The 19243-nt window shown below is 66.1% G+C and carries 16 protein-coding genes; 12 read left to right on the forward strand and 4 right to left on the reverse strand.

Translation table 11 applies throughout. The features are described 5' to 3' along the window. The first annotated feature begins 28 nt into the window (after positions 1-28). Complete coding sequence (gene murC / locus RMR04_RS08865; protein ID WP_311914216.1) at positions 29-1435, forward strand: UDP-N-acetylmuramate--L-alanine ligase; 1407 nt, start codon at positions 29-31, stop codon at positions 1433-1435. A 52-nt stretch (positions 1436-1487) separates the two neighbouring features. Next, positions 1488-2414, forward strand: coding sequence for a UDP-N-acetylmuramate dehydrogenase (gene murB, locus RMR04_RS08870; protein ID WP_311914218.1), 927 nt, complete (start codon positions 1488-1490; stop codon positions 2412-2414). Positions 2415-2418: 4 nt separating this feature from the next. Here murB and RMR04_RS08875 read toward each other — a convergent pair whose 3' ends face one another. After that, on the reverse strand, positions 2419-2715 hold the full coding sequence (locus tag RMR04_RS08875) for a BrnA antitoxin family protein (RefSeq protein ID WP_311914220.1): 297 nt from the start codon (positions 2713-2715) through the stop codon (positions 2419-2421). Further along, entirely contained in the window at positions 2712-2900 is a 189-nt protein-coding gene (locus tag RMR04_RS08880) for a BrnT family toxin (protein ID WP_410492219.1), read from the reverse strand. The genes RMR04_RS08875 and RMR04_RS08880 overlap by 4 nt, the downstream gene beginning before the upstream one ends. Before the next feature lie 198 nt (positions 2901-3098). Between RMR04_RS08880 and RMR04_RS08885 the strand changes: the two genes are divergently transcribed. The 7 genes from RMR04_RS08885 (at position 3099) to recN (ending at position 12337) form a co-directional block, all read left to right on the forward strand. Then, positions 3099-4028 (forward strand): D-alanine--D-alanine ligase, encoded by a 930-nt coding sequence (locus RMR04_RS08885; RefSeq protein ID WP_311914221.1) that lies wholly within the window; start codon positions 3099-3101, stop codon positions 4026-4028. A gap of 8 nt (positions 4029-4036) precedes the next feature. Continuing rightward, a complete protein-coding gene (locus tag RMR04_RS08890; RefSeq protein ID WP_311914222.1) occupies positions 4037-4960 on the forward strand; it encodes a cell division protein FtsQ/DivIB in 924 nt (307 codons plus the stop codon). Further along, positions 4957-6282: a cell division protein FtsA gene (ftsA, locus tag RMR04_RS08895; RefSeq protein WP_069692498.1), complete on the forward strand. Its 1326-nt coding sequence runs from the start codon at positions 4957-4959 to the stop codon at positions 6280-6282. The genes RMR04_RS08890 and ftsA overlap by 4 nt, the downstream gene beginning before the upstream one ends. A gap of 104 nt (positions 6283-6386) precedes the next feature. Next, entirely contained in the window at positions 6387-8081 is a 1695-nt protein-coding gene (ftsZ, locus tag RMR04_RS08900) for a cell division protein FtsZ (protein WP_311914224.1), read from the forward strand. Between the two features lie 311 nt (positions 8082-8392). Further along, positions 8393-9343: a UDP-3-O-acyl-N-acetylglucosamine deacetylase gene (gene lpxC, locus RMR04_RS08905; RefSeq protein WP_311914225.1), complete on the forward strand. Its 951-nt coding sequence runs from the start codon at positions 8393-8395 to the stop codon at positions 9341-9343. 283 nt (positions 9344-9626) lie between these two features. Beyond that, positions 9627-10493: an outer membrane protein assembly factor BamD gene (locus tag RMR04_RS08910; RefSeq protein ID WP_311915779.1), complete on the forward strand. Its 867-nt coding sequence runs from the start codon at positions 9627-9629 to the stop codon at positions 10491-10493. 158 nt (positions 10494-10651) lie between these two features. Beyond that, a complete protein-coding gene (gene recN / locus RMR04_RS08915; RefSeq protein WP_311914227.1) occupies positions 10652-12337 on the forward strand; it encodes a DNA repair protein RecN in 1686 nt (561 codons plus the stop codon). Between the two features lie 164 nt (positions 12338-12501). Here recN and RMR04_RS08920 read toward each other — a convergent pair whose 3' ends face one another. After that, positions 12502-14124, reverse strand: a complete 1623-nt coding sequence (locus RMR04_RS08920; protein ID WP_311914228.1) for an ABC-F family ATP-binding cassette domain-containing protein — start codon at positions 14122-14124, stop codon at positions 12502-12504. Between the two features lie 255 nt (positions 14125-14379). Here RMR04_RS08920 and RMR04_RS08925 point away from each other — a divergent pair, with 255 nt between their 5' ends. After that, complete coding sequence (locus tag RMR04_RS08925; RefSeq protein ID WP_311914230.1) at positions 14380-16467, forward strand: DEAD/DEAH box helicase; 2088 nt, start codon at positions 14380-14382, stop codon at positions 16465-16467. A gap of 325 nt (positions 16468-16792) precedes the next feature. Here RMR04_RS08925 and RMR04_RS08930 read toward each other — a convergent pair whose 3' ends face one another. Next, positions 16793-17095: a sulfur globule protein precursor gene (locus RMR04_RS08930; RefSeq protein WP_311914231.1), complete on the reverse strand. Its 303-nt coding sequence runs from the start codon at positions 17093-17095 to the stop codon at positions 16793-16795. 233 nt (positions 17096-17328) lie between these two features. On the opposite strand from RMR04_RS08930, the gene RMR04_RS08935 reads away from it, so the two are divergent. Both RMR04_RS08935 and RMR04_RS08940 read left to right on the forward strand, forming a co-directional pair. Then, the gene (locus RMR04_RS08935; protein WP_311914232.1) at positions 17329-18042 is read left to right on the forward strand and encodes a TetR family transcriptional regulator; all 714 of its coding nucleotides are present in this window, start codon (positions 17329-17331) and stop codon (positions 18040-18042) included. After that, on the forward strand, positions 18042-19241 hold the full coding sequence (locus RMR04_RS08940; RefSeq protein WP_311914233.1) for an alpha/beta hydrolase: 1200 nt from the start codon (positions 18042-18044) through the stop codon (positions 19239-19241). The genes RMR04_RS08935 and RMR04_RS08940 overlap by 1 nt, the downstream gene beginning before the upstream one ends. Positions 19242-19243 lie beyond the last annotated feature (2 nt).

Raw genomic sequence — 19243 nt, forward strand, 5'->3', positions numbered from 1 at the left:
AGCCTCTCGTCGCCACAGGAGTTCCCCGATGAAGCTGCCGCCAAAGCTCGGCTCCATCCATTTCGTCGGCATCGGCGGCATCGGCATGTCCGGCATCGCCGAGGTGCTGCACAATCTCGGCTACAAGGTGCAGGGCTCGGACGCCGCCGACGGCGCCAACGTCAAGCGCCTCGCCGACAAGGGCATCAAGACCTTCGTCGGCCACAAGGCCGAGAATCTCGGCGAGGCCGAGGTCGTTGTGGTCTCGACCGCGATCAAACGCGACAATCCCGAGCTCATCGCCGCGCGCGAGCAACGCCTGCCGGTGGTGCGCCGTGCCGAGATGCTGGCCGAGCTGATGCGGCTGAAGAGCTGCGTCGCCATCGCCGGCACCCATGGCAAGACGACGACGACCTCGCTCGTCGCAACGTTGCTGGAGAAGGGCGGGCTCGACCCGACCGTGATCAATGGCGGCATCATCAACGCCTATGGCACCAATGCCCGCATGGGCGAGAGCGACTGGATGGTGGTCGAGGCCGATGAATCGGACGGCACCTTCCTGAAGCTGCCGGCCGATGTCGCTGTTATCACCAATATCGACCCCGAGCATCTCGACCATTTCGGCACCTTCGACGCGATCAAGGCGGCCTTCCGCAGCTTCGTCGAGAACCTGCCATTCTACGGCTTCGCGGTGATGTGCATCGATCATCCGACCGTGCAGGGGCTGGTCGGGCAGATCGAGGATCGCCGCGTCGTCACCTATGGCGAGAATCCGCAGGCCGATTTCCGCCTGATCGACATCGATCTCTCCGGCGGCCAGGCCAAGTTCACGCTCCTGATCCGCGACCGCAAGCGCGGCCGCGACGAGGTCGTGCGTGACCTGATCATGCCGATGCCGGGCCACCACAACGCGCTCAACGCCACGGCGGCGATCGCGGTCGCCTATGATCTCGGCATCCCGGTCGAGAGCATCCGTGCGGCTCTCGCTGGCTTCGGCGGGGTCAAGCGGCGCTTCACCAAGACCGGCGAATGGAACGGCGCGCTGATCTTCGACGATTATGGCCACCACCCGGTCGAGATCGCCGCCGTGCTCAAGGCGGCGCGCGCCTCGACCAAGAGCAAGGTGATCGCCGTCGTGCAGCCGCATCGCTACACCCGGCTCTCCAGCCTGTTCGACGATTTCGCCGCCTGCTTCAACGATGCCGACACGGTGATCGTGGCCGAGACCTATGCGGCCGGCGAGACGCCGATCGCCGGAGCCGACCGCGATTCGCTGGTGTCAGGGATCAAGGCGCGCGGGCACCGGCATACGCTGGCGCTGGAGGGGCCGGAGCAGCTTGCCGGCATCGTGGCGGAGCTGGCGGGACCGGGCGACTATGTCGTGTTCCTGGGCGCCGGCAACATCACGCAATGGGCTTATGCGCTGCCGGGAGAGCTGGCGGCGTTGAAGGGGTGAGCCACACCGATTGACCCTTCTCCCCTCGGGGGAGAACCGCTAAAGCGACCCCATGACCTTCCCCGACATCACACCCGATCTCCGCGCCGCTGCGCCGCAATTGCGCGGCCGGCTTCTGCCCAATCACGACATGTCCGGCTTGACCTGGTTCCGCGTCGGCGGGCCGGCGCAGGTGCTGTTCACGCCGGCCGATGAGGAGGATCTGGCGCATCTGCTGGCTCATCTGTCGGCCGATATCCCCGTCACGGTGGTCGGGCTCGGCTCGAATCTGATCGTGCGCGATGGCGGCATTCCCGGTGTCGTGATCCGGCTCGGCGGCAAGGCCTTCGGCGAGATTTCGCTGGAGGCGGGTGACCGCCTGCGCGTCGGCACCGCCGTGCCCGACGTCAAGGTCGCGCGCGCGGCGGCCGACGCCTCGCTCGACCGGCTTGCCTTCTATCGTGGCATTCCCGGCTGCATCGGCGGGGCGCTGCGCATGAATGCCGGCGCCCACGGCGGCGAGACGACCGATGTGCTGGTCGAGGCGCGCGGCGTCACCCGCAAGGGCGAGATCGTCACGCTGAGCCATACGCAGATGGGCTTCACCTACCGCAACAGCGCGGCCGAGACCCATGAGATCATCTTCACTTCGGCGCTGTTCCAGGGCCGGCCGGGCGATCAGGCGGCCATCTTCGCCGAGATGGACCGGGTCACGGCGGCGCGCGAGGCGGCCCAGCCGATCAAGGAGCGCACCGGCGGCTCGACCTTCAAGAACCCGCAAGGCGGCAAGGCCTGGCAGTTGATCGATGCAGCCGGCTGCCGCGGCCTGCGCATCGGTGGGGCGCAGGTCTCGGAGATGCACTGCAACTTCCTGATCAACACCGGCGGCGCCACGGCGGCCGATATCGAGGGGCTGGGCGAAGAGGTCCGGCGCCGGGTGAAGCAGAATTCCGGCTTCGAACTGCAATGGGAGATCAAGCGGCTCGGCGTGGCGGCCTGAATTTTCAGGCCGCTGGCCGCTCCAGCCAGTCCCGCAGCGCTTCGTTGACACGCGACTGCCAGCCCGGACCGGAGGCGCGCAACTTTTCGACGAGATCGATGTCGAGCCGGATCGAGATCGCTTCCTTGGTCCGGGCCGGGCCGCGCTTGCGGATTTCCTCCTGGATGGCGGCATAGAAATCTGGAAGCGCCTCCTTCATCGGGCGAAGCCCCGCAAGCTCCTCGTCAGTCAGTTCGGGACTGTCGACGGCGTCCCAGTCCTCCTTCGTGTACCCTTGGCCAGGAACTAATTTCTTGGTCATAGGCCTCTCCTTTCCTTGATCGACGCAGGCCGCATGCTGATGACCGATAGCGCTTCGGTTCCGAGCATGATGAAGATCACGGTGATAATTCCATTCAGTTCGCCCACCGCGATCAGGCGTCCATCTTTGGCTCGGCCGATTGCGGCGCGAGCAAAGAAATCGAGATCGAGCGAGGCGAAATCCATCCCGTGCTTGACGAGATTGGCGAGCCGTTTCGGTTCGTCCCACAGGATTCTCATCAATCGGTATATACAAGATAACGAGCCCAGAGACAAACTCGTATATGCAGGTTTTGGCACCGGCAGCCGGCTCTCGCGCCATCTCTTAACGTTGCATTAACCATGACGGGTCGAGGTTCGCGACAACGCGGAGCCATGACCTCGATGACCAAACACGTCGCAGTGCTGATGGGCGGATGGTCCGTTGAGCGGGAGGTCAGCCTCAACAGCGGTGCGGCCTGTGCGCGGGCGCTGGAGAGCGTCGGCTTCCGCGTTACGCGCATCGATGTGCAGCCCAACATCGCCCAGGTGCTCGATGAATTGCACCCGGACGTCGCCTTCAACGCCCTGCATGGGCGCTTCGGCGAGGATGGCCTGATTCAGGGCGTGCTCGAGATTCTGCGCATCCCCTACACGCATTCGGGCGTGCTCGCCTCGGCGCTCGCGATTCGCAAGGACAAGGCCAAGCTCGTCGTCGCGGCGGCCGGCGTGCCGGTGGCGCATGGAATTGTGGTTTCCCGCTTCGATGCGGCGAGAAAGCACGTTCTGCCGCCGCCTTACGTGCTCAAGCCGGTGGATGAGGGTTCGTCCGTCGGCGTCGTGATCGTCAAGAAGGGTCGCGAGCACCCGCCGCAGGAAATCGCCCGCGAGGATTGGCCCTGCGGCGATACGCTGTTGGCTGAAAGCTTCATCAAGGGGCGCGAGCTGACCTGCGCCGTCATGGGCGGCAAATCGCTGGGCGGCAAGTCGCTGGGCGTGACCGAGATCCGGGCCTCGACCGGGGAGTTCTACGACTACGATGCGAAATACACGAAAGGTGGTTCGATCCACATCTGCCCGGCTCAAATTTTACCAAAAATTTACCAGCAGATCGAAGAGTGTGCGTTAACGGCGCATCAAGCAATCGGGTGCCGGGGCGTTAGCAGGTCTGACTTCCGCTATGACGACGAGACCGACACTCTCGTCTGGCTGGAAGTCAACACGCAGCCCGGCATGACCGAAACGAGCTTGGTGCCCGAATTGGCCGCCCATGCGGGCATGAACTTCGGTGAACTCGTCAAATGGATGGTGGAGGACGCCTCCCTCGATCGGTGAATGCGGTGATGGCGTCAGCCACCTCCCGCTTGCCGGTCCCTGCCGCCGGACCGCAACTCCTCGTCGGGGAGCGGTCTGGGCGCTGGCTGCGCCGCTCGCGGCGCAGCGCGGTCGCGGTGCCTCTGGCGCAGCGCCTGCCGCGCCGCATCGGCACCTGGCTCGCGCTCGGTTTCCTGAGCCTGAGCATCGGCGCGGGCAGCGTTCTTGGCGGCCATGTCGAGGCGCTGCGCCAGGCCTATGGCGAGCCGCACCACATGCTGGCCCGGCTGGTCGGGCTCGGCATTGACCGCGTCACGATCTCGGGCCTCACGGAGCTGTCCGAGGTCGAGGTCCTGGTCGCTGCCGGGATCGATCCGAAGATCTCGCTCGCCTTCTTCGATGCCGACCAGGCGCGCAAGCTCCTGGAGGCGACGCCGCTGATTCGCGAGGCGACGGTCCGCAAGCTCTATCCGGGCGAGATCTCGATCACGCTGGTCGAGCGCGAGCCCTACGCGCTCTGGCAGGTCAAGGGCGACCTGTTCGTGATCGCAGCCGACGGGACGGTGATCGACAAGATGGATGACGGACGCTTCGCGCATCTGCCGCTCGTCGTCGGGCCCGGCGCCAATCTGCGCGCGGCCGAGTACATCGCGCTGCGCGGCGAGGCCGGGCCGCTGGCGGCGCATATCCGGGCGGCGACGCTCGTCTCCGGACGCCGCTGGACACTCAAGCTCGACAACGGAATGGATGTGCGCCTGCCCGAAACTCAGCCTGGCGTCGCGGTCAAGCGGCTCGCCGGGCTCGAAAGCGATTTCCGCGTGCTCGACAAGGATCTGCTCGCGATCGACCTGCGCCAGCCCGACCGGGTGGTGATGCGATTGTCGGAAGAGGCGGCCAGCGCCCGCACTGAGCAGCTCAAGAGCAAGACCAAGAAGAAGGGAGGCGAAGCATGAATCTGACCTCCCAGGGCCTGACGCCGCGGATGCGGCCCTTGTCGTCGCGCAAGAGCGCGACCTTGTCGATTCTAGACATCGGCACCAGCAAGGTCGTTTGCCTGATCGCCGAACTGAACCCAGCCGAGGCCAATGAACGGCTGCGCGGTCGCACCCATGTCGCGCGCATCATCGGCATCGGCCATCAGCGTTCGCTCGGCCTCAAGGGCGGGGCGATTATCGATCTCGAAAGCGCCGAGCGGGCTATCCGCGCGGCGGTCGACGCGGCCGAGCGCATGGCCAAGGTCGAGGTCCAATCGGTCATCGTCAACCTGACCGGCGGCCGGCTTGGCTCCCAGCATTATGCGGCGGGCGTCGATCTGCGCGCCGGCGCGGTCGGCGACAGCGACGTCAAGCGCGTGCTGGCCGCGGCCGCGATGCATGCGCTCAAGCCCGGCAAGGCCGTGCTGCATGCGCTCCCCACCGGCTATGCGCTCGATGGTTCCCCCGGCGTGCTCGATCCGCGCGGTTTGATCGGCGGCAAGCTCTCGGTCGACATGCATGTCGTCGCCAGCGAGGCCTCGGCCGCGCGCAATGTCATGCTGGCAGTCGAGCGTTGCCATCTCGAGGTCGAGGCGGTCGTCGCGACGCCTTACGCGTCGGGTCTCTCCGTACTGGTCGATGACGAGGCCGAGATGGGCGTCGTGGTCGTCGATATGGGCGGCGGCACGACGAGCCTCGGTGTCTTCTCCGGCGGCCATCTGATGCATGCCGACGCGATCGCAGTCGGCGGCAACCACATCACCATGGACGTGGCGCGCGGGCTCTCCACCCGCGTCTCGGCGGCCGAGCGGCTGAAGACGCTGCACGGCTCGGCGATCTCCAGCGCCTCGGACGAACGCGACATGATCTCCGTGCCGCAGGTCGATGACGACGAGCGCGACATGCCCAACCACCTGGCCAAGTCGCATCTCGTGCGGATCATCAAGCCGCGCGTCGAGGAGATCCTCGAGCTGGTGCGCGACAGGCTCAGCAATGCAGGCTTCTCCGCCCAGGCGGGACGCCGCGTCGTGCTGACGGGCGGCGCCTGCCAGCTCACCGGCCTGCCCGAGGCGGCGCGCCGCATCCTCGGCGGCCAGGTCCGCACCGGCCGGCCGCTCGGCATCAAGGGTTTGCCGGAAGCGGGCAAGGGGCCGGCCTTCGCGGCGGCCGTCGGGCTCCTGGTCTATCCGCAGGTGGCGCATGTCGAGCATTTCGAGCCGCGCGCCAGCTCGGCTTATTTCGCCACGGGAACGGACGGGTATTTCTCCCGCGTCGGCCGGTGGCTGAAGGAAAGTTTCTAAGGGGTAACGGTGCGCCGGGGCGTTTTTCCGGCGGCGCCAAGTGTCAATCGTAGCAATCGGGACGGCTCCCGCCAGGCGCCGGACAAGGATCAAAAGAGGCAACCATGGCGATGAATCTGCAAGCCCCGGACATCCGGGAACTCAAGCCCCGGATCACGGTGTTCGGCGTTGGTGGAGCCGGCGGCAACGCCGTGAACAACATGATCGAGGCCGGTCTCGACGGCGTCGATTTCGTGGTCGCCAACACGGACGCCCAGGCGCTGGCGCTCAGCCGTGCCTCGCGCATCATCCAGATGGGCCTGCAGGTCACCGAGGGTCTTGGCGCCGGCTCGCAGCCTGAAGTCGGGCGCGCGGCGGCCGAAGAGGTCATCGACGAGATCCGCGACCACCTGGCGGGCGCGCATATGGTCTTCATCACCGCCGGCATGGGCGGCGGCACCGGCACCGGTGCTGCTCCCGCGATCGCCCGCGTCGCCCGCGACATGGGCATCCTCACCGTCGGCGTCGTCACCAAGCCGTTCCAGTTCGAGGGCCATCGCCGCATGCGCATGGCGGAAGCCGGCATCGGCGAGCTGAACGAGGCGGTCGACACGCTGATCGTGATCCCGAACCAGAACCTGTTCCGCGTCGCCAACGAGACCACGGGCTTTGCCGACGCCTTCGGCATGGCCGACCAGGTGCTCTATTCCGGCGTCGCCTGCATCACCGACTTGATGGTGCGCCCAGGCCTGATCAACCTCGACTTCGCCGACGTGCGCGCCGTGATGCGCGGCATGGGCAAGGCGATGATGGGCACCGGCGAGGCGCAGGGCGAGAAGCGCGCTCTGTCGGCTGCCCAGGCCGCGATCAACAACCCGCTGCTCGACGACGTCTCGATGAAGGGCGCGCGCGGCCTGCTGATCTCGATCACCGGCGGGCGCGACATGAAGCTCTATGAGGTCGACGAGGCCGCCACCCGTATCCGCGAGGAGGTCGATTCCGAGGCCAACATCATCGTCGGCGCGACCTTCGACGAATCGCTCGAAGGCATCGTGCGCGTCTCGGTCGTGGCGACCGGCATCGACAAGCCCGTCACCACCCAGGCCGAGATGGACGAGACCGAGGCCCGCATCGCCCAGGTCGCCGAACGCCTGAAGGCGGAAGCCCGCCTGCGCAGCACCAGCGCCCCGGTGCGCGGCTTCACGCCGCCGCCGGCGCCCGAGCCTGTGATGGATCTGCGCATGCCGCAGCAGGTCGAGACGCTGCGCGCCCCGGCGCCTGCTCCGATCACCGAGGACATCCATATCGAGCCGGTCCAGCCGCGCGCGATGATGTCGGCGGCGCCGGCTCCCGAGCCGATGCTGTCGGTCGCGCAGCAGGCCATGCCGGAGAGCAGCTTCATCCCGCCTTCTCCGGAGCGCGCCGTGATCCGCCCGACGCGGATGCCCCGCATCGAGGATCTGCCGGTGCCGGCGCAGAACCAGATTGCCGCCCAGCGTGGCGCGCAGTCGGCTCCCCAGCCGCCAAGCTCCGTCGACCAGAAGCGGATGTCGCTGATGCAGCGCCTGGCCTCGGTCGGCTTCGGCCGCAAGGAGGATGAGGCTCAGGAGCCTCAGGCTCCGCTGCGCCAGGCTCCGCAGCCTCCCGCCGCGGCGCCCGCGCCGAGCGCGGCCCATGCCGAGTATATGCGCCGTCCGGCGGCGCCGGTCGCGCGCCCGGCGCAGGGTCAGCTCGACCAGATGGGTCGCGCCGCCCCGAATCGCAGCAGCGAGGAAGACCAGCTGGAAATCCCCGCATTCCTGCGTCGCCAGGCGAACTGACGCAGGGGTAGCTCCCACGCCTCTGTAACAAAGCCCGGTGCGCTGCAGCGAACCGGGCTTTGTTCATGTCTGGAAAACCATATTTATCAACGGGATGATCAATCTTTCCTGGCTTTGTGAGGGCTGTAACACAGCGAAAGAAAGCGTGATTTTGTCACCCTGTCCGAAGCGCTTATGTTGCATCTGCACTAACGGGGACATCGGCGCAGGGCTTCGGCCAGGGGTTTGATGTCCGAGGCATCGCAGCGACGGTCGGTTCGGGAGCCATGTCAGGCTCTGCCACGTTCCCAGCGATCAGGATTGGATACCAGATGAGCTTCGATCGGCAGACGACACTGCGCGCCCCCGTGACCCTGACCGGGATCGGCGTGCACTCCGGAGCACCCGCCACCATTTGCCTGAAGCCCTCCAGCGCCAATTCGGGCGTGGTCTTCCTGCGCAAGGGGCTCGATGCCCAGCCGGCGCAATTGATCCATGCCAAACACACCAAGGTCAGCGCTACCGAGCTTTGCACCGTGATCGGTGACAAGGCTTCGGCTTCGGTCGCGACCATCGAGCATCTGATGTCGGCCTGCGCCGGTCTTGGCCTCGACAACGTGCTTGTCGAGATCGACGGCCCCGAGATGCCGATCATGGACGGCAGCGCCACCGAATTCGTCAACGCGATCGAGACTGCCGGCGTCACGACGCTGCAGGCCGCCCGGCGCTACCTCAAGATCCTGCAGCCGGTGCGCATCGAGCATGGCCGCGCCTTCGCCGAATTGCTTCCGTCGGATCAAGAGGGCTTCCGCCTCGACGTCGAGATCGATTTCGACACCACCGTGATCGGCCGCCAGCGTAAGGTCTTCGACCTGGAGCCGGTGGCTTATGCGCGTGAGATTTCCCGCGCGCGGACCTTCGGCTTCATGCGCGATGTCGAGCAGCTCTGGAAGGCGGGCTTCGCGCTCGGCGCCTCGCTCGACAACACGGTCGCGATCGGTGACGACAAGGTCATCAATCCCGAAGGCTTGCGCTATGCCGACGAGTTCGTGCGCCACAAGGTGCTGGACGCGATCGGCGATCTCGCGCTTGCCGGCTATCCGATCCAGGGTGAGTTCCGCTCCTATTGCGGCGGCCATCGCATGAATGTCCGCATCCTGGAGGCGCTGTTCGCCGACCGCGCCAATTACGCGATCGTCGAGGCCGAGCCGGTTTACGCGGCTCCGCGCGCCGTGCAGATGGCGGCGGCAGCGCCGGCCGCCTTCGCGCCGGATTTGCACTGACGCGCGCGGCTAAGACGCGTCTGCGCCTTCCATTCGCCTGCTTTCTGTCGAATGTACGCTGCTGGAATCGGCTCGCACCGGATGTTATCGCGGGGCGACAGGTTCCGCGCCGCTATCGCCGCTCGTCCGGTTGTTCCAGATCATGCGCCTCGTTTTCGACGGTGGCGCATGGGCGGCGTCTGAGGTAAGGCATGCTTCCCCATTAAGTGGGGACGATCGAAAGAGGACAGACGACGTGAGCGTCAAGCGGCTGACCATTCCGACAATCCATCGCGCCGGATCGATGCGCAGCAGCACGGGCCTTGCTCTTGGCGTCGCCCTGATGCTCGGCGGCTGCGATACGCTGTCGAACATGAATCCCTTCGACAAACCCGAGGTCTACAAGCCCGAGGTCGTCGCCGATGTTCCCGCCGACAGGCTCTATAATGAGGGCCTGGCGCGGATGCAGAATGGCGATAGCGAGGGCGCGACCAAAAAATTCGGCGAGATCGATAAGAACGCGCCGTTCTCTCCCTTCGCCAAGAAGGGCCTGATCCTGTCCGCCTATACGAATTACCAGGCGAGCAAGTGGGACGACGCGATCACCGCCTCGAAGCGCTTCATCGCGCAGAACCCGGCGAGCCCTGACGCTGCCTATGCGCAGTATCTGATGGCGATGTCCTATTATAACCAGATTCCGGATGCGACGCGCGACCAGGAGCGGACGGAGAAGGCGATCGCCGCCTTCGACGAACTGCTGCAGAAATATCCGAAGTCCGAATATGTCACCGACGCCAAGGAGAAGGTGATCGTCGCGCGCGACCAGCTCGCGGGCAAGGAGATGAATGTCGGGCGCTTCTATCTGGAGAAGCGCAACTACACCGGCGCGGTGAACCGCTTCCGCGACGTCATCACCAAGTACCAGACCACGCGCCATGTCGAGGAGGCGCTGATGCGCCTGACCGAGGCCTATATGGCGTTGGGCATCACCAATGAGGCGCAGACGGCAGCAGCCGTTCTCGGGCATAACTTCCCCGACAGCCCCTGGTACAAGGACGCCTATGTGCTGCTCGAGAGCGGTGGCCTGGCTCCGCGCGAGGATCGCGGCTCCTATATCAGCCGCGCCTTCCAGGGCTTCTCGCGAGCTGTCGTCAGCCTGAACCCGTTCTAGAGCGTTTTCGAGCGAAGTGGGTGCCGGTTCGCGTGAAGAAAACGCGCCGAAACGAAAAGATAGGACAACGCCCGGTCCATCGGATCGGACATTGTTCTAGATCGAACGCATGAGGGTTTTCCGCGCATGCCCCGCTTTCTGAGCCTGCGCTAAGCGCCATGCTGGCGCAGCTCTCGATACGCGACATCGTCCTGATCGACCGGCTCGATCTGAGCTTCGGCGAGGGCTTGAGCGTGCTGACCGGTGAGACTGGCGCCGGCAAGTCGATCGTGCTCGATGCCTTCGCGCTCGCTTTGGGTGGGCGCGGCGATGGCGGGCTCGTACGCCATGGCGAAACGCAGGGCCAGGTCGGGGCGGTTTTCGATCTGCCGATGCAGCATCCAGCGCGGCTCCTGGCGCAGGCGCAGGAAATCGACACTGATGGCGACCTGATCCTGCGGCGGGTGCAATATGCCGACGGGCGCACGCGCGCCTTCGTCAACGACCAGCCGGTCAGCGTCCAGATCCTGCGGATGATCGGTGCGGCCATCGTCGAGATCCACGGCCAGCATGACGACCGTGCCTTGACCGACCCGGCGCAGCACCGCCTCATCCTCGACGGTTTCGGTGGGCTGGAAAGCCAGTCCGCGGCCGTGGCTGAAGCCAGCGAGACGCTGAAACGCGCGCGCCAGGCCTTGCAGGCGCAGCGCATCCGCGTCGAGGCGGCGCGCAAGGAGGCCGATTTCCTGCGCCATGCGGTTCAGGAACTCGGCAAGCTCGCGCCACAGCCCGGGGAGGAAGATAGCCTCGCCGCAACGCGGCAAGGCATGATGCAGGCGGAGAAGGTCGCGCGCGACCTGATCGACGCGCATGAGGCCGTGGGCGGGCAGGGCTCCCCGGTGCCGGCGCTCGCCGCCGTGCTGCGGCGGCTGGAGCGCCGTGCCGCGCAGGCGCCGGGCCTGATCGATCCATCGCTCGCCGCACTCAACACCGCGCTCGTCGCATTGGAGGAGGCGTCGGAGACGCTCGCCGCTGCGATGCGTGCCGCCGAATACGATCCGCGCGAGCAGGAGCGCGTCGAGGAACGCCTGTTCGCCTTGCGCGCAGCTGCGCGCAAATACGACGTGCCCGTCGACGGTCTGGCCGTGCTCGCCGAGAGCATGGTCGCCGATCTCGCGGCGCTCGACGAGAGCGAGACCTCGCTTGGCCGGCTCGAGGCGGAGTTGCGCGAGGCGGAGGCTGCCTTCGTCAAACTGGCGAAGGCCTTGTCGGCGCAGCGCAAGCAGGCCGCAGCCAGGCTCGACGGCGCGGTCAAGGCGGAATTGCCGCCATTGAAGCTGGAGCGGGCGCGCTTCATCACCCAGATCGACTCAGACGAGACGGCGCGCGGGCCCGAAGGCTTCGACCGCGTCGAGTTCTGGGTCGAGACCAATCCCGGCACGCGGCCGGGCCCGATGATGAAGGTTGCTTCCGGCGGCGAGCTGTCGCGCTTCATGCTGGCGCTGAAGGTGGTGCTGGCCGAGCGCGGCTCGGCCCCCACCCTTGTCTTCGACGAGATCGACACCGGCGTCGGTGGCGCGGTCGCGGATGCGATCGGCGAGCGCCTGGCGCGGCTCGCGCAAAAGGTCCAGGTCATCTCGGTGACCCATGCGCCGCAGGTCGCGGCCAAGGCCGGGCAGCATTTCCTGATCGCCAAATCGGCGCTCGACGGGGACAGCGCCTCGCGCACCGTCACCCGCGTCTCGGCGCTGGCCGATCAGGCGCGGCGCGAGGAGATCGCCCGCATGCTGGCAGGCGCGAGCATCACCGAGGAGGCGCGGGCGGCAGCCGGGCGCCTGCTGAAGGCCACCGTCGCGCAGGCCTGATCACAGCATCTGCCCGAATTCGATATTCGGTCAGATGCTGTAGAGTTTGGTTTTGCATCGGCTTTCCCCGAAAACCGGTTCCCACTTTTCGGGCCGATGCTCTAGCTGCTTGTTTTAACGCGTTTTCTTCACGCGAAATGGTGTCCACTTCGCTTTAAAACGCTCTAGCTCCGCAGGCCCGGCGCCTCCTGGCCCGTGCGCGCAACATATTCCGTATAGCCGCCGCCATAGGCGTGCACGCCCTCGGGTGTCAGCTCCAGCAAACGGTTCGACAGCGCCGCCAGGAAGTGGCGGTCGTGGCTGACGAACAGCATGGTGCCCTCATACTGCGAGAGCGCTGTGATCAGCATCTCCTTGGTGGCGATGTCGAGATGGTTGGTCGGCTCGTCCAACACGAGGAAATTCGGCGGGTCATAGAGCATCTTGGCCATGACGAGGCGCGCCTTCTCGCCGCCCGAGAGCACCCGGCAGCGCTTCTCGACATCGTCGCCGGAGAAGCCGAAGCAGCCGGCAAGCGAGCGCAGCGAGCCCTGGCCAGCCTGCGGGAACGAATCCTCCAGCGATTGGAACACGGTCCGGTCGCCATCCAGCACCTCCATGGCGTGCTGGGCGAAATAGCCCAGCTTGATGGTGGCGCCGAGCGCGACCGTTCCTGTGTCGGGCTCGGTGGCGCCCGTCACCAGCTTCAACAGCGTCGATTTGCCGGCGCCGTTGACGCCCATCACGCACCAGCGCTCCTTGCGGCGCACCTGGAAGTCGAGCCCTTCATAGATGCTGCGGCTGCCGTAAGCTTTGTTCACGTTCTTGAGCGTGACGACGTCTTCGCCCGAGCGCGGCGCCGGCTGGAACTCGAAGGACACGGTCTGGCGGCGCTTGGGCGGCTCGACCCGGTCGATCTTGTCGAGCTTCTTCACCCGGCTCTGGACCTGGGCCGCGTGCGAGGCGCGCGCCTTGAAGCGCTCGATGAAGTTGATCTCCTTGGCGAGCATCGCCTGCTGGCGCTCGAACTGGGCCTGCTGCTGCTTCTCGGCGAGCGCGCGCTGCTCCTGGTAGAACTCGTAATTGCCGGAATAGGCGGTCAGCGAACCGCCATCGATCTCGACCACCTTGTTGACGATCCGGTTCATGAATTCGCGATCATGCGAGGTCATCAGAAGCGCGCCGTCATAGCCCTTCAGGAACTCCTCCAGCCAGATCAGGCTCTCCAGGTCGAGATGGTTGCTCGGCTCGTCGAGCAACATCGCGTCGGGCCGCATCAGCAGGATGCGGGCGAGTGCGACCCGCATCTTCCAGCCACCCGAGAGCGCGCCGACATCGCCGTCCATCATCTCCTGGCTGAAGCCGAGACCGCTGAGCACCTCGCGCGCCCGGCCGTCGAGCGCATAGCCGTCGAGTTCCTCGAAGCGGCCCTGGACCTCACCATAGCGCATGATGATCTCGTCCATCTCGTCGACGCGGTCGGGATCGGCCATGGCGGCTTCCAGCTCGCGCAATTCGGCGGCGACGCTGCTCACTGGGCCCGCTCCGTCCATGACGGCGGAGACGGCGCTGACGCCCTTCATGTCGCCGACATCCTGGCTGAAATAGCCGATGGTCACACCGCGATCGACGCCAACCTGCCCCTCATCGGGCTGTTCCTGCCCGGTAATCATCCGGAACAAAGTGGTCTTGCCCGCGCCATTGGGGCCGACGAGGCCGACCTTCTCCCCCTTCTGGAGCGCCGCCGAGGCCTCGATGAAGACGATCTGCTGACCGTTCTGCTTGCTGATGTTTTCGAGGCGGATCATGCGTTCACGGAACCTGGGGGAAGCGGATTTCCCGCGCCCTTACGCCATGGGGGCCGTCTGCGGAAGAGCGGGCGGGCAAATCAGGTGGTGGTGGCCGTGTCATCCACCCCCTCCATTCCCTTTTGCCGCGATCTGCTTTATGAGCCCATTTCAATCGATGGCTGCGGACTGGCTGCATTTGCGCGCCGCGCCGCTCATCGCCCGAATTCCTGCGCCGTCTCCTGATCTGCGCCGTAACCCTAGGCACGACACCTCATGTCCTTTCTTCCTACGAGCCCGCCGCTCGCGCGTGCGCTCGCCGAGCGCAACTATTCCGATCCGACGCCGGTGCAGAACGCCGTGCTCGAAGACGCTGCCGCCGGGCGCGACCTGCTGGTCTCGTCGCAAACCGGCTCCGGCAAGACGGTCGCCTATGGGCTCGCCATCGCCACGACCCTGCTCGGCGAGGCGGAAGCCTTCGGCCGCGCTGGCAAGCCGCTGGCGCTGATCATCGCGCCGACGCGCGAATTGGCGCTGCAGGTCCAGCGCGAACTCGCCTGGCTCTACAAATACGCTAATGCCCGCGTCATCGCCTGCGTCGGCGGCATGGACCCGCGCCGCGAGGCCGCGCTGCTCGATGAAGGCGCCCATATCGTCGTCGGCACGCCCGGCCGCCTGCGCGACCATATCGAGCGCCACCGCCTCGACGTTTCCGCGCTCAAGGCCGTCGTGCTCGACGAGGCCGACGAGATGCTTGATCTCGGCTTCCGCGACGATCTCGAATTCATCCTGAAGACGACGCCGGCCGAGCGCCAGAGCCTGCTCTTTTCGGCGACGCTGCCCAAGGCGATCATCCAGCTCGCGACCAACTACCAGCGCAACGCGCTGCGCATCGAGGTCACAGGCGGCTCGCGCGGCCATGCCGATATCGAATATCGCGCCATCCGGGTCTATCCGAAGGAGGCCGAGCTCGCTGTCGTCAACCTGCTGCGCTTCCATGATTCGCCGTGCTCGCTGGTGTTCTGCAACACCCGCAACGCCGTGCGCCATCTCGAGGCGATCCTGCTGGAGCGCGGCTTCTCGGCGGTGGCGCTCTCGGGCGAGCTCAGCCAGAGCGAGCGCAATTCGGCGCTGCAGGCGCTGCGCGACGGTCGGGCGCGGGTCTGCGTCGCGACCGATGTCGCGGCACGCGGCATCGATCTGCCCGGCCTGACGCTGGTCATCCATGCCGAACTGCCCAACGACCCCGAGGTCATGCAGCATCGCTCGGGCCGCACCGGCCGCGCCGGCAACAAGGGCACGAGTGTCCTGCTGGTGCCGGTGTCGCGGCGTCGCAAGGCCGAGATGCTGATCGCCGAGGCCAAGGTCGAGGCGGTCTGGGCCGGGCCGCCGACGGCCGAGGAAATCCGCGCGCTCGACCAGCAGCGGCTGTTGAGCGATCCGCTGTTGACGGGAGAGGCTGACGAGGACGACGCCCCCATGGTCGAGGCGCTGCTGGCGGGACGTTCGCCGCAGGAGATCGCGGCTGCGCTGGTGCGGGTCTACCGTTCGCGCCTGCCCGGCGCCGAAGAGGTCGGCGATCCGAACTTTCAACGCGATTCGCGGCCGATCCGTTCGCGCGAGGAGTATGCGCCACGCGAAGGTGGCCGGTTCGGCGAAGGCCGCGAGGACAGTCCGCGCGCCGAGGGGCCGCGTAAGGCCGGCCCGCGCGGCAATACGGTCTGGTTCGTTCTGAATATCGGCCGCAAGGACGGCGCCGATCCGCGCCAATTGCTGCCGATGCTGTGCCGTCGCGGCAAGATCACGCGCGACGAGGTCGGCGCGATCCGGATCTTCGACAAGGAGACCAAGGTCGAGATCGACGCCGATGTCGCCGAGCGCTTCTACGAGCTGGCAAAGGCCGTCGATCGCGACAAGATCGTGATCCAGCCTGTCACCGGTGAGGAGGAACGGCGCCCGGCAAAGCCCTTCGCCGAAAAGGCAAGCCATGCGCCTTCGGCCTATGCGCGCCCTGAGCGCGATACAGACCGCCCGCCTGCCAGGGCTTATGAGAAGAAGCCCTACGAGAAGAAGCCCTATGAGCGAAAGCCCTATGAGGGCGGCGAGAAGAAGCCCTATGAGGGCAAGAAGAAGGCCTATGAGGGCAAGGGCAAGCCGTTCGGCGCGGCCAAGCCCTATGATCCGGTTCGCAGCGACCGGGACGCGCTGTCCGACCCCAATGTCTCGTTCAGGTCGGGGCCGAAGCCCTATGCCGGCAAGCCGGGTGGAGCGAAGCCCTATGCCGGGAACAAGCCCGGCTTCGGCGGCAAGCCTGCGGGCAAACCCTTCAAGGGCAAGAAGCCGGGTCGCGACGACCGCGGCTGAGCCCTGCCCGGCTTGGTCCCTCCTGTTTTTGCCTGGTGTTTTGCTAGGGCCCTCAGCGTAGGCCGAGGAAGGACAGGATCGCCAGGACGACCACGATCAGGCCGACGATATAGATGATGTTGTTCATGGTAGCCCCGGTTCCGGGCGGACCATGGCGGTCCGCGTGAATAGCGCGTCACGGCTTGCGTGACGCAAAGTGAACCGGATTCGCTGGCAAAGGTTCCTGGATCGCGACGCAGTTCCGAGCATGAGCCGTGCGCCCCAATCTTAAACGCCGAGGGAGCCGGATCGCTCCGGCTCCCTGCATGGCGCGGCATGATCGTGATCAGCGGCAGCGGGTCACGGGGCGCTCGACATAGCCGAGGCCGGGGACGAAGCGGGTCCGCAGGACGGTGTAGCAGCCGCCATAATAGCCTCCGGCATAGATCGGGCGACCCCAGCCGCCGCGATGGCCCCAGCGGCCATGGCCTCCGCCGAAATGGCCGAAATGGCTGTGATGGCCGTAGCCGCCATGCCAGCCAGGCGCTGCCTGGGCGGCGGAGGAGGTGGCGAGCGAGCCGCCGATCAGGGCGCCTGCGCCGAGAACGAAGGCGGTGGCGAGGCCGGCGACGGTGGTGCGAGTGGTCATGATCGTCTCCCTTGGAGTTTTGGAAGGAGCCGCACCATGCAGCTCCATGCCCATTGGTCGCGGGAGAAGCCAGGCAGGTTCAAAGCGATCGCGTTTTTTTCTCGGGTGAGTGAGGGCGCGCTTAGCTGAATCATTTTCCGCGCGGCTTGAACCGTCATTGCGAGGAGCTTGAACAGCGAGGCGATCCAGGAGGGCTCGCTCTACGCCTTCTGGATTGCTTCGGTGCGCTCGCAATGACGGTGCGGATATTCATATACAATCGGTTCGTTTGTATATATGCCTTGCACGAAGCGAGAGGCGGATCCGTGCGCAGGACCAAAGAGCAGGCTGCGGAGACGCGGCAGACGATCCTGCAGGCGGCTGAAGCGCTGTTCCTTCAGCGCGGCTATGAGACTTGTTCGCTGGATGAGATCGCGGTGGCGGCCGGCGTCTCGCGCGGAGCCATCCACTTCCATTTTCGAAACAAGCTCGGACTGCTGTTCGCGTTTCGGGACGAGCTGATCCTGCCGATGCGGCAGCTTGCGCAGAGTCTGTTGGGTGGCGCGACGCTCGCTCCGCTCGATGCCCTGGGCGATGTGATCGCGACGACTTTTGTCGAGCTTCAGGGCAAGCCCGCAAAGAAGCCCATCCTCAAGCTGCTCAAGGCGATCGATGCTGATCAGGCGTATGACGATGTCAGCAGCGCGCGATATTTTCGGCAGCAGGTCAGACTGGCTCTGACGGAGATATGCGAGGCCGCGCAACGCAACGGCGCGCTATCGGCGCCTTGGACGGCGCGTTCCGCTGCGACCGCGCTCTATGCCCTGCTGGACGGTCTGATCAATGAGTGGCTCCTCGAGGAGGCTGATCTCTCGCTTGCCCGGGACGGGGTTGCGATCATCCGCAGCTTCCTGACATCCTTGACCAGACCGGGGCGGCACATGCCGGCTGGGGAGCGAGCAGCGTGATGATGGGCTCTTCCAATCGCCTGGTGATCGGTCTTTGCCTGTTTCTGGGCGCCTGCGCGACGCAGCCATCGAAAATTCTTGTGCCGGTCGCTGCCTCCGTGCCAGGCGCGAGCCGCGTCGACATGCTCGTCGCCACGACACGCAAGCCGGCGAGCGACCCGGGCGAGCTCTTCACCGGGGAACGGGCGACGGCGATCTCGCTGACGAACATCGTGGTCTCCGTCCCGCCCGACAGCAATCGCAAGGTCGGGGAAATCCAGTGGCCCGGCAGGTCGCCGGGCAATCCGGAGACCGATTTTGTCACGCTCAAGGTCGCGCCGGTCCTGTCCACCAACGCGGCCATGGACTGGTACCGGCGCAATCGCGGTTCGAAGCGCCGGTTGCTCGTCTTCGTGCATGGCTTCAACAACACCTATTCCGACGCCGTCTATCGCTTCGCCCAGATCTCCCATGACGCGGGTATCGACGCCTCTCCGGTCCTGTTCACCTGGCCGTCGCGCGCCAGCGTGTTCGATTATGTCTACGACAAGGAGAGCACGAATTTTTCCCGCCATGCGCTGGAGGAGCTGTTGCTGGGGGCCACCAGAAGCCCCGATGTCGGCGAGGTGACGATCCTGGCGCATTCGATGGGAAGCTGGCTGGTCACGGAAGCGCTGCGCGACATCGCTCTGCGCGACAAGGGGATTTCCGCCAAGATCCGGAACGTCGTGCTCGCCTCGCCGGACATCGATCTCGACGTGTTTCGCCGCCAGATCATCGAGATGGGTTCGAAGCGGCCGCATTTTACGATCTTCTCCTCCCGCAACGATCGCGCGCTGGCCTTGTCGCGCTGGCTCTCGGGAGATGTCGAGCGCGTCGGCGCCGCAGATATGCGGCCTTATGCTGCCGCGCTCGCCGCGCTCGGGATTTCGATCATCGACACCTCGGACGTGAAGGCCGGGGATCCGCTCGCGCACAATACCTTCGCGGACAGCCCTGAGATGGTGCGCGTGCTGGGGCAGCGCCTGTCCGGCCAGTCGCTGGCGGGCGGCGAGGCCAGCCTGACCGAGCAGGTCGGCATGGCGGCGCTGGGAGGCGCGCGCATTGCGGGGGCGGCGGTCACCGCCCCTGTCGCTGCCATGAGTCAGGCCAGCCGCCGCCAGCTCATTCAACGGTTCGGAGCGGGCGGCACGCCGGGCGCAAGAACGCTGGACTATTGAGG

The organism is Bosea sp. 685 (assembly GCF_031884435.1).
Classification (GTDB): domain Bacteria; phylum Pseudomonadota; class Alphaproteobacteria; order Rhizobiales; family Beijerinckiaceae; genus Allobosea.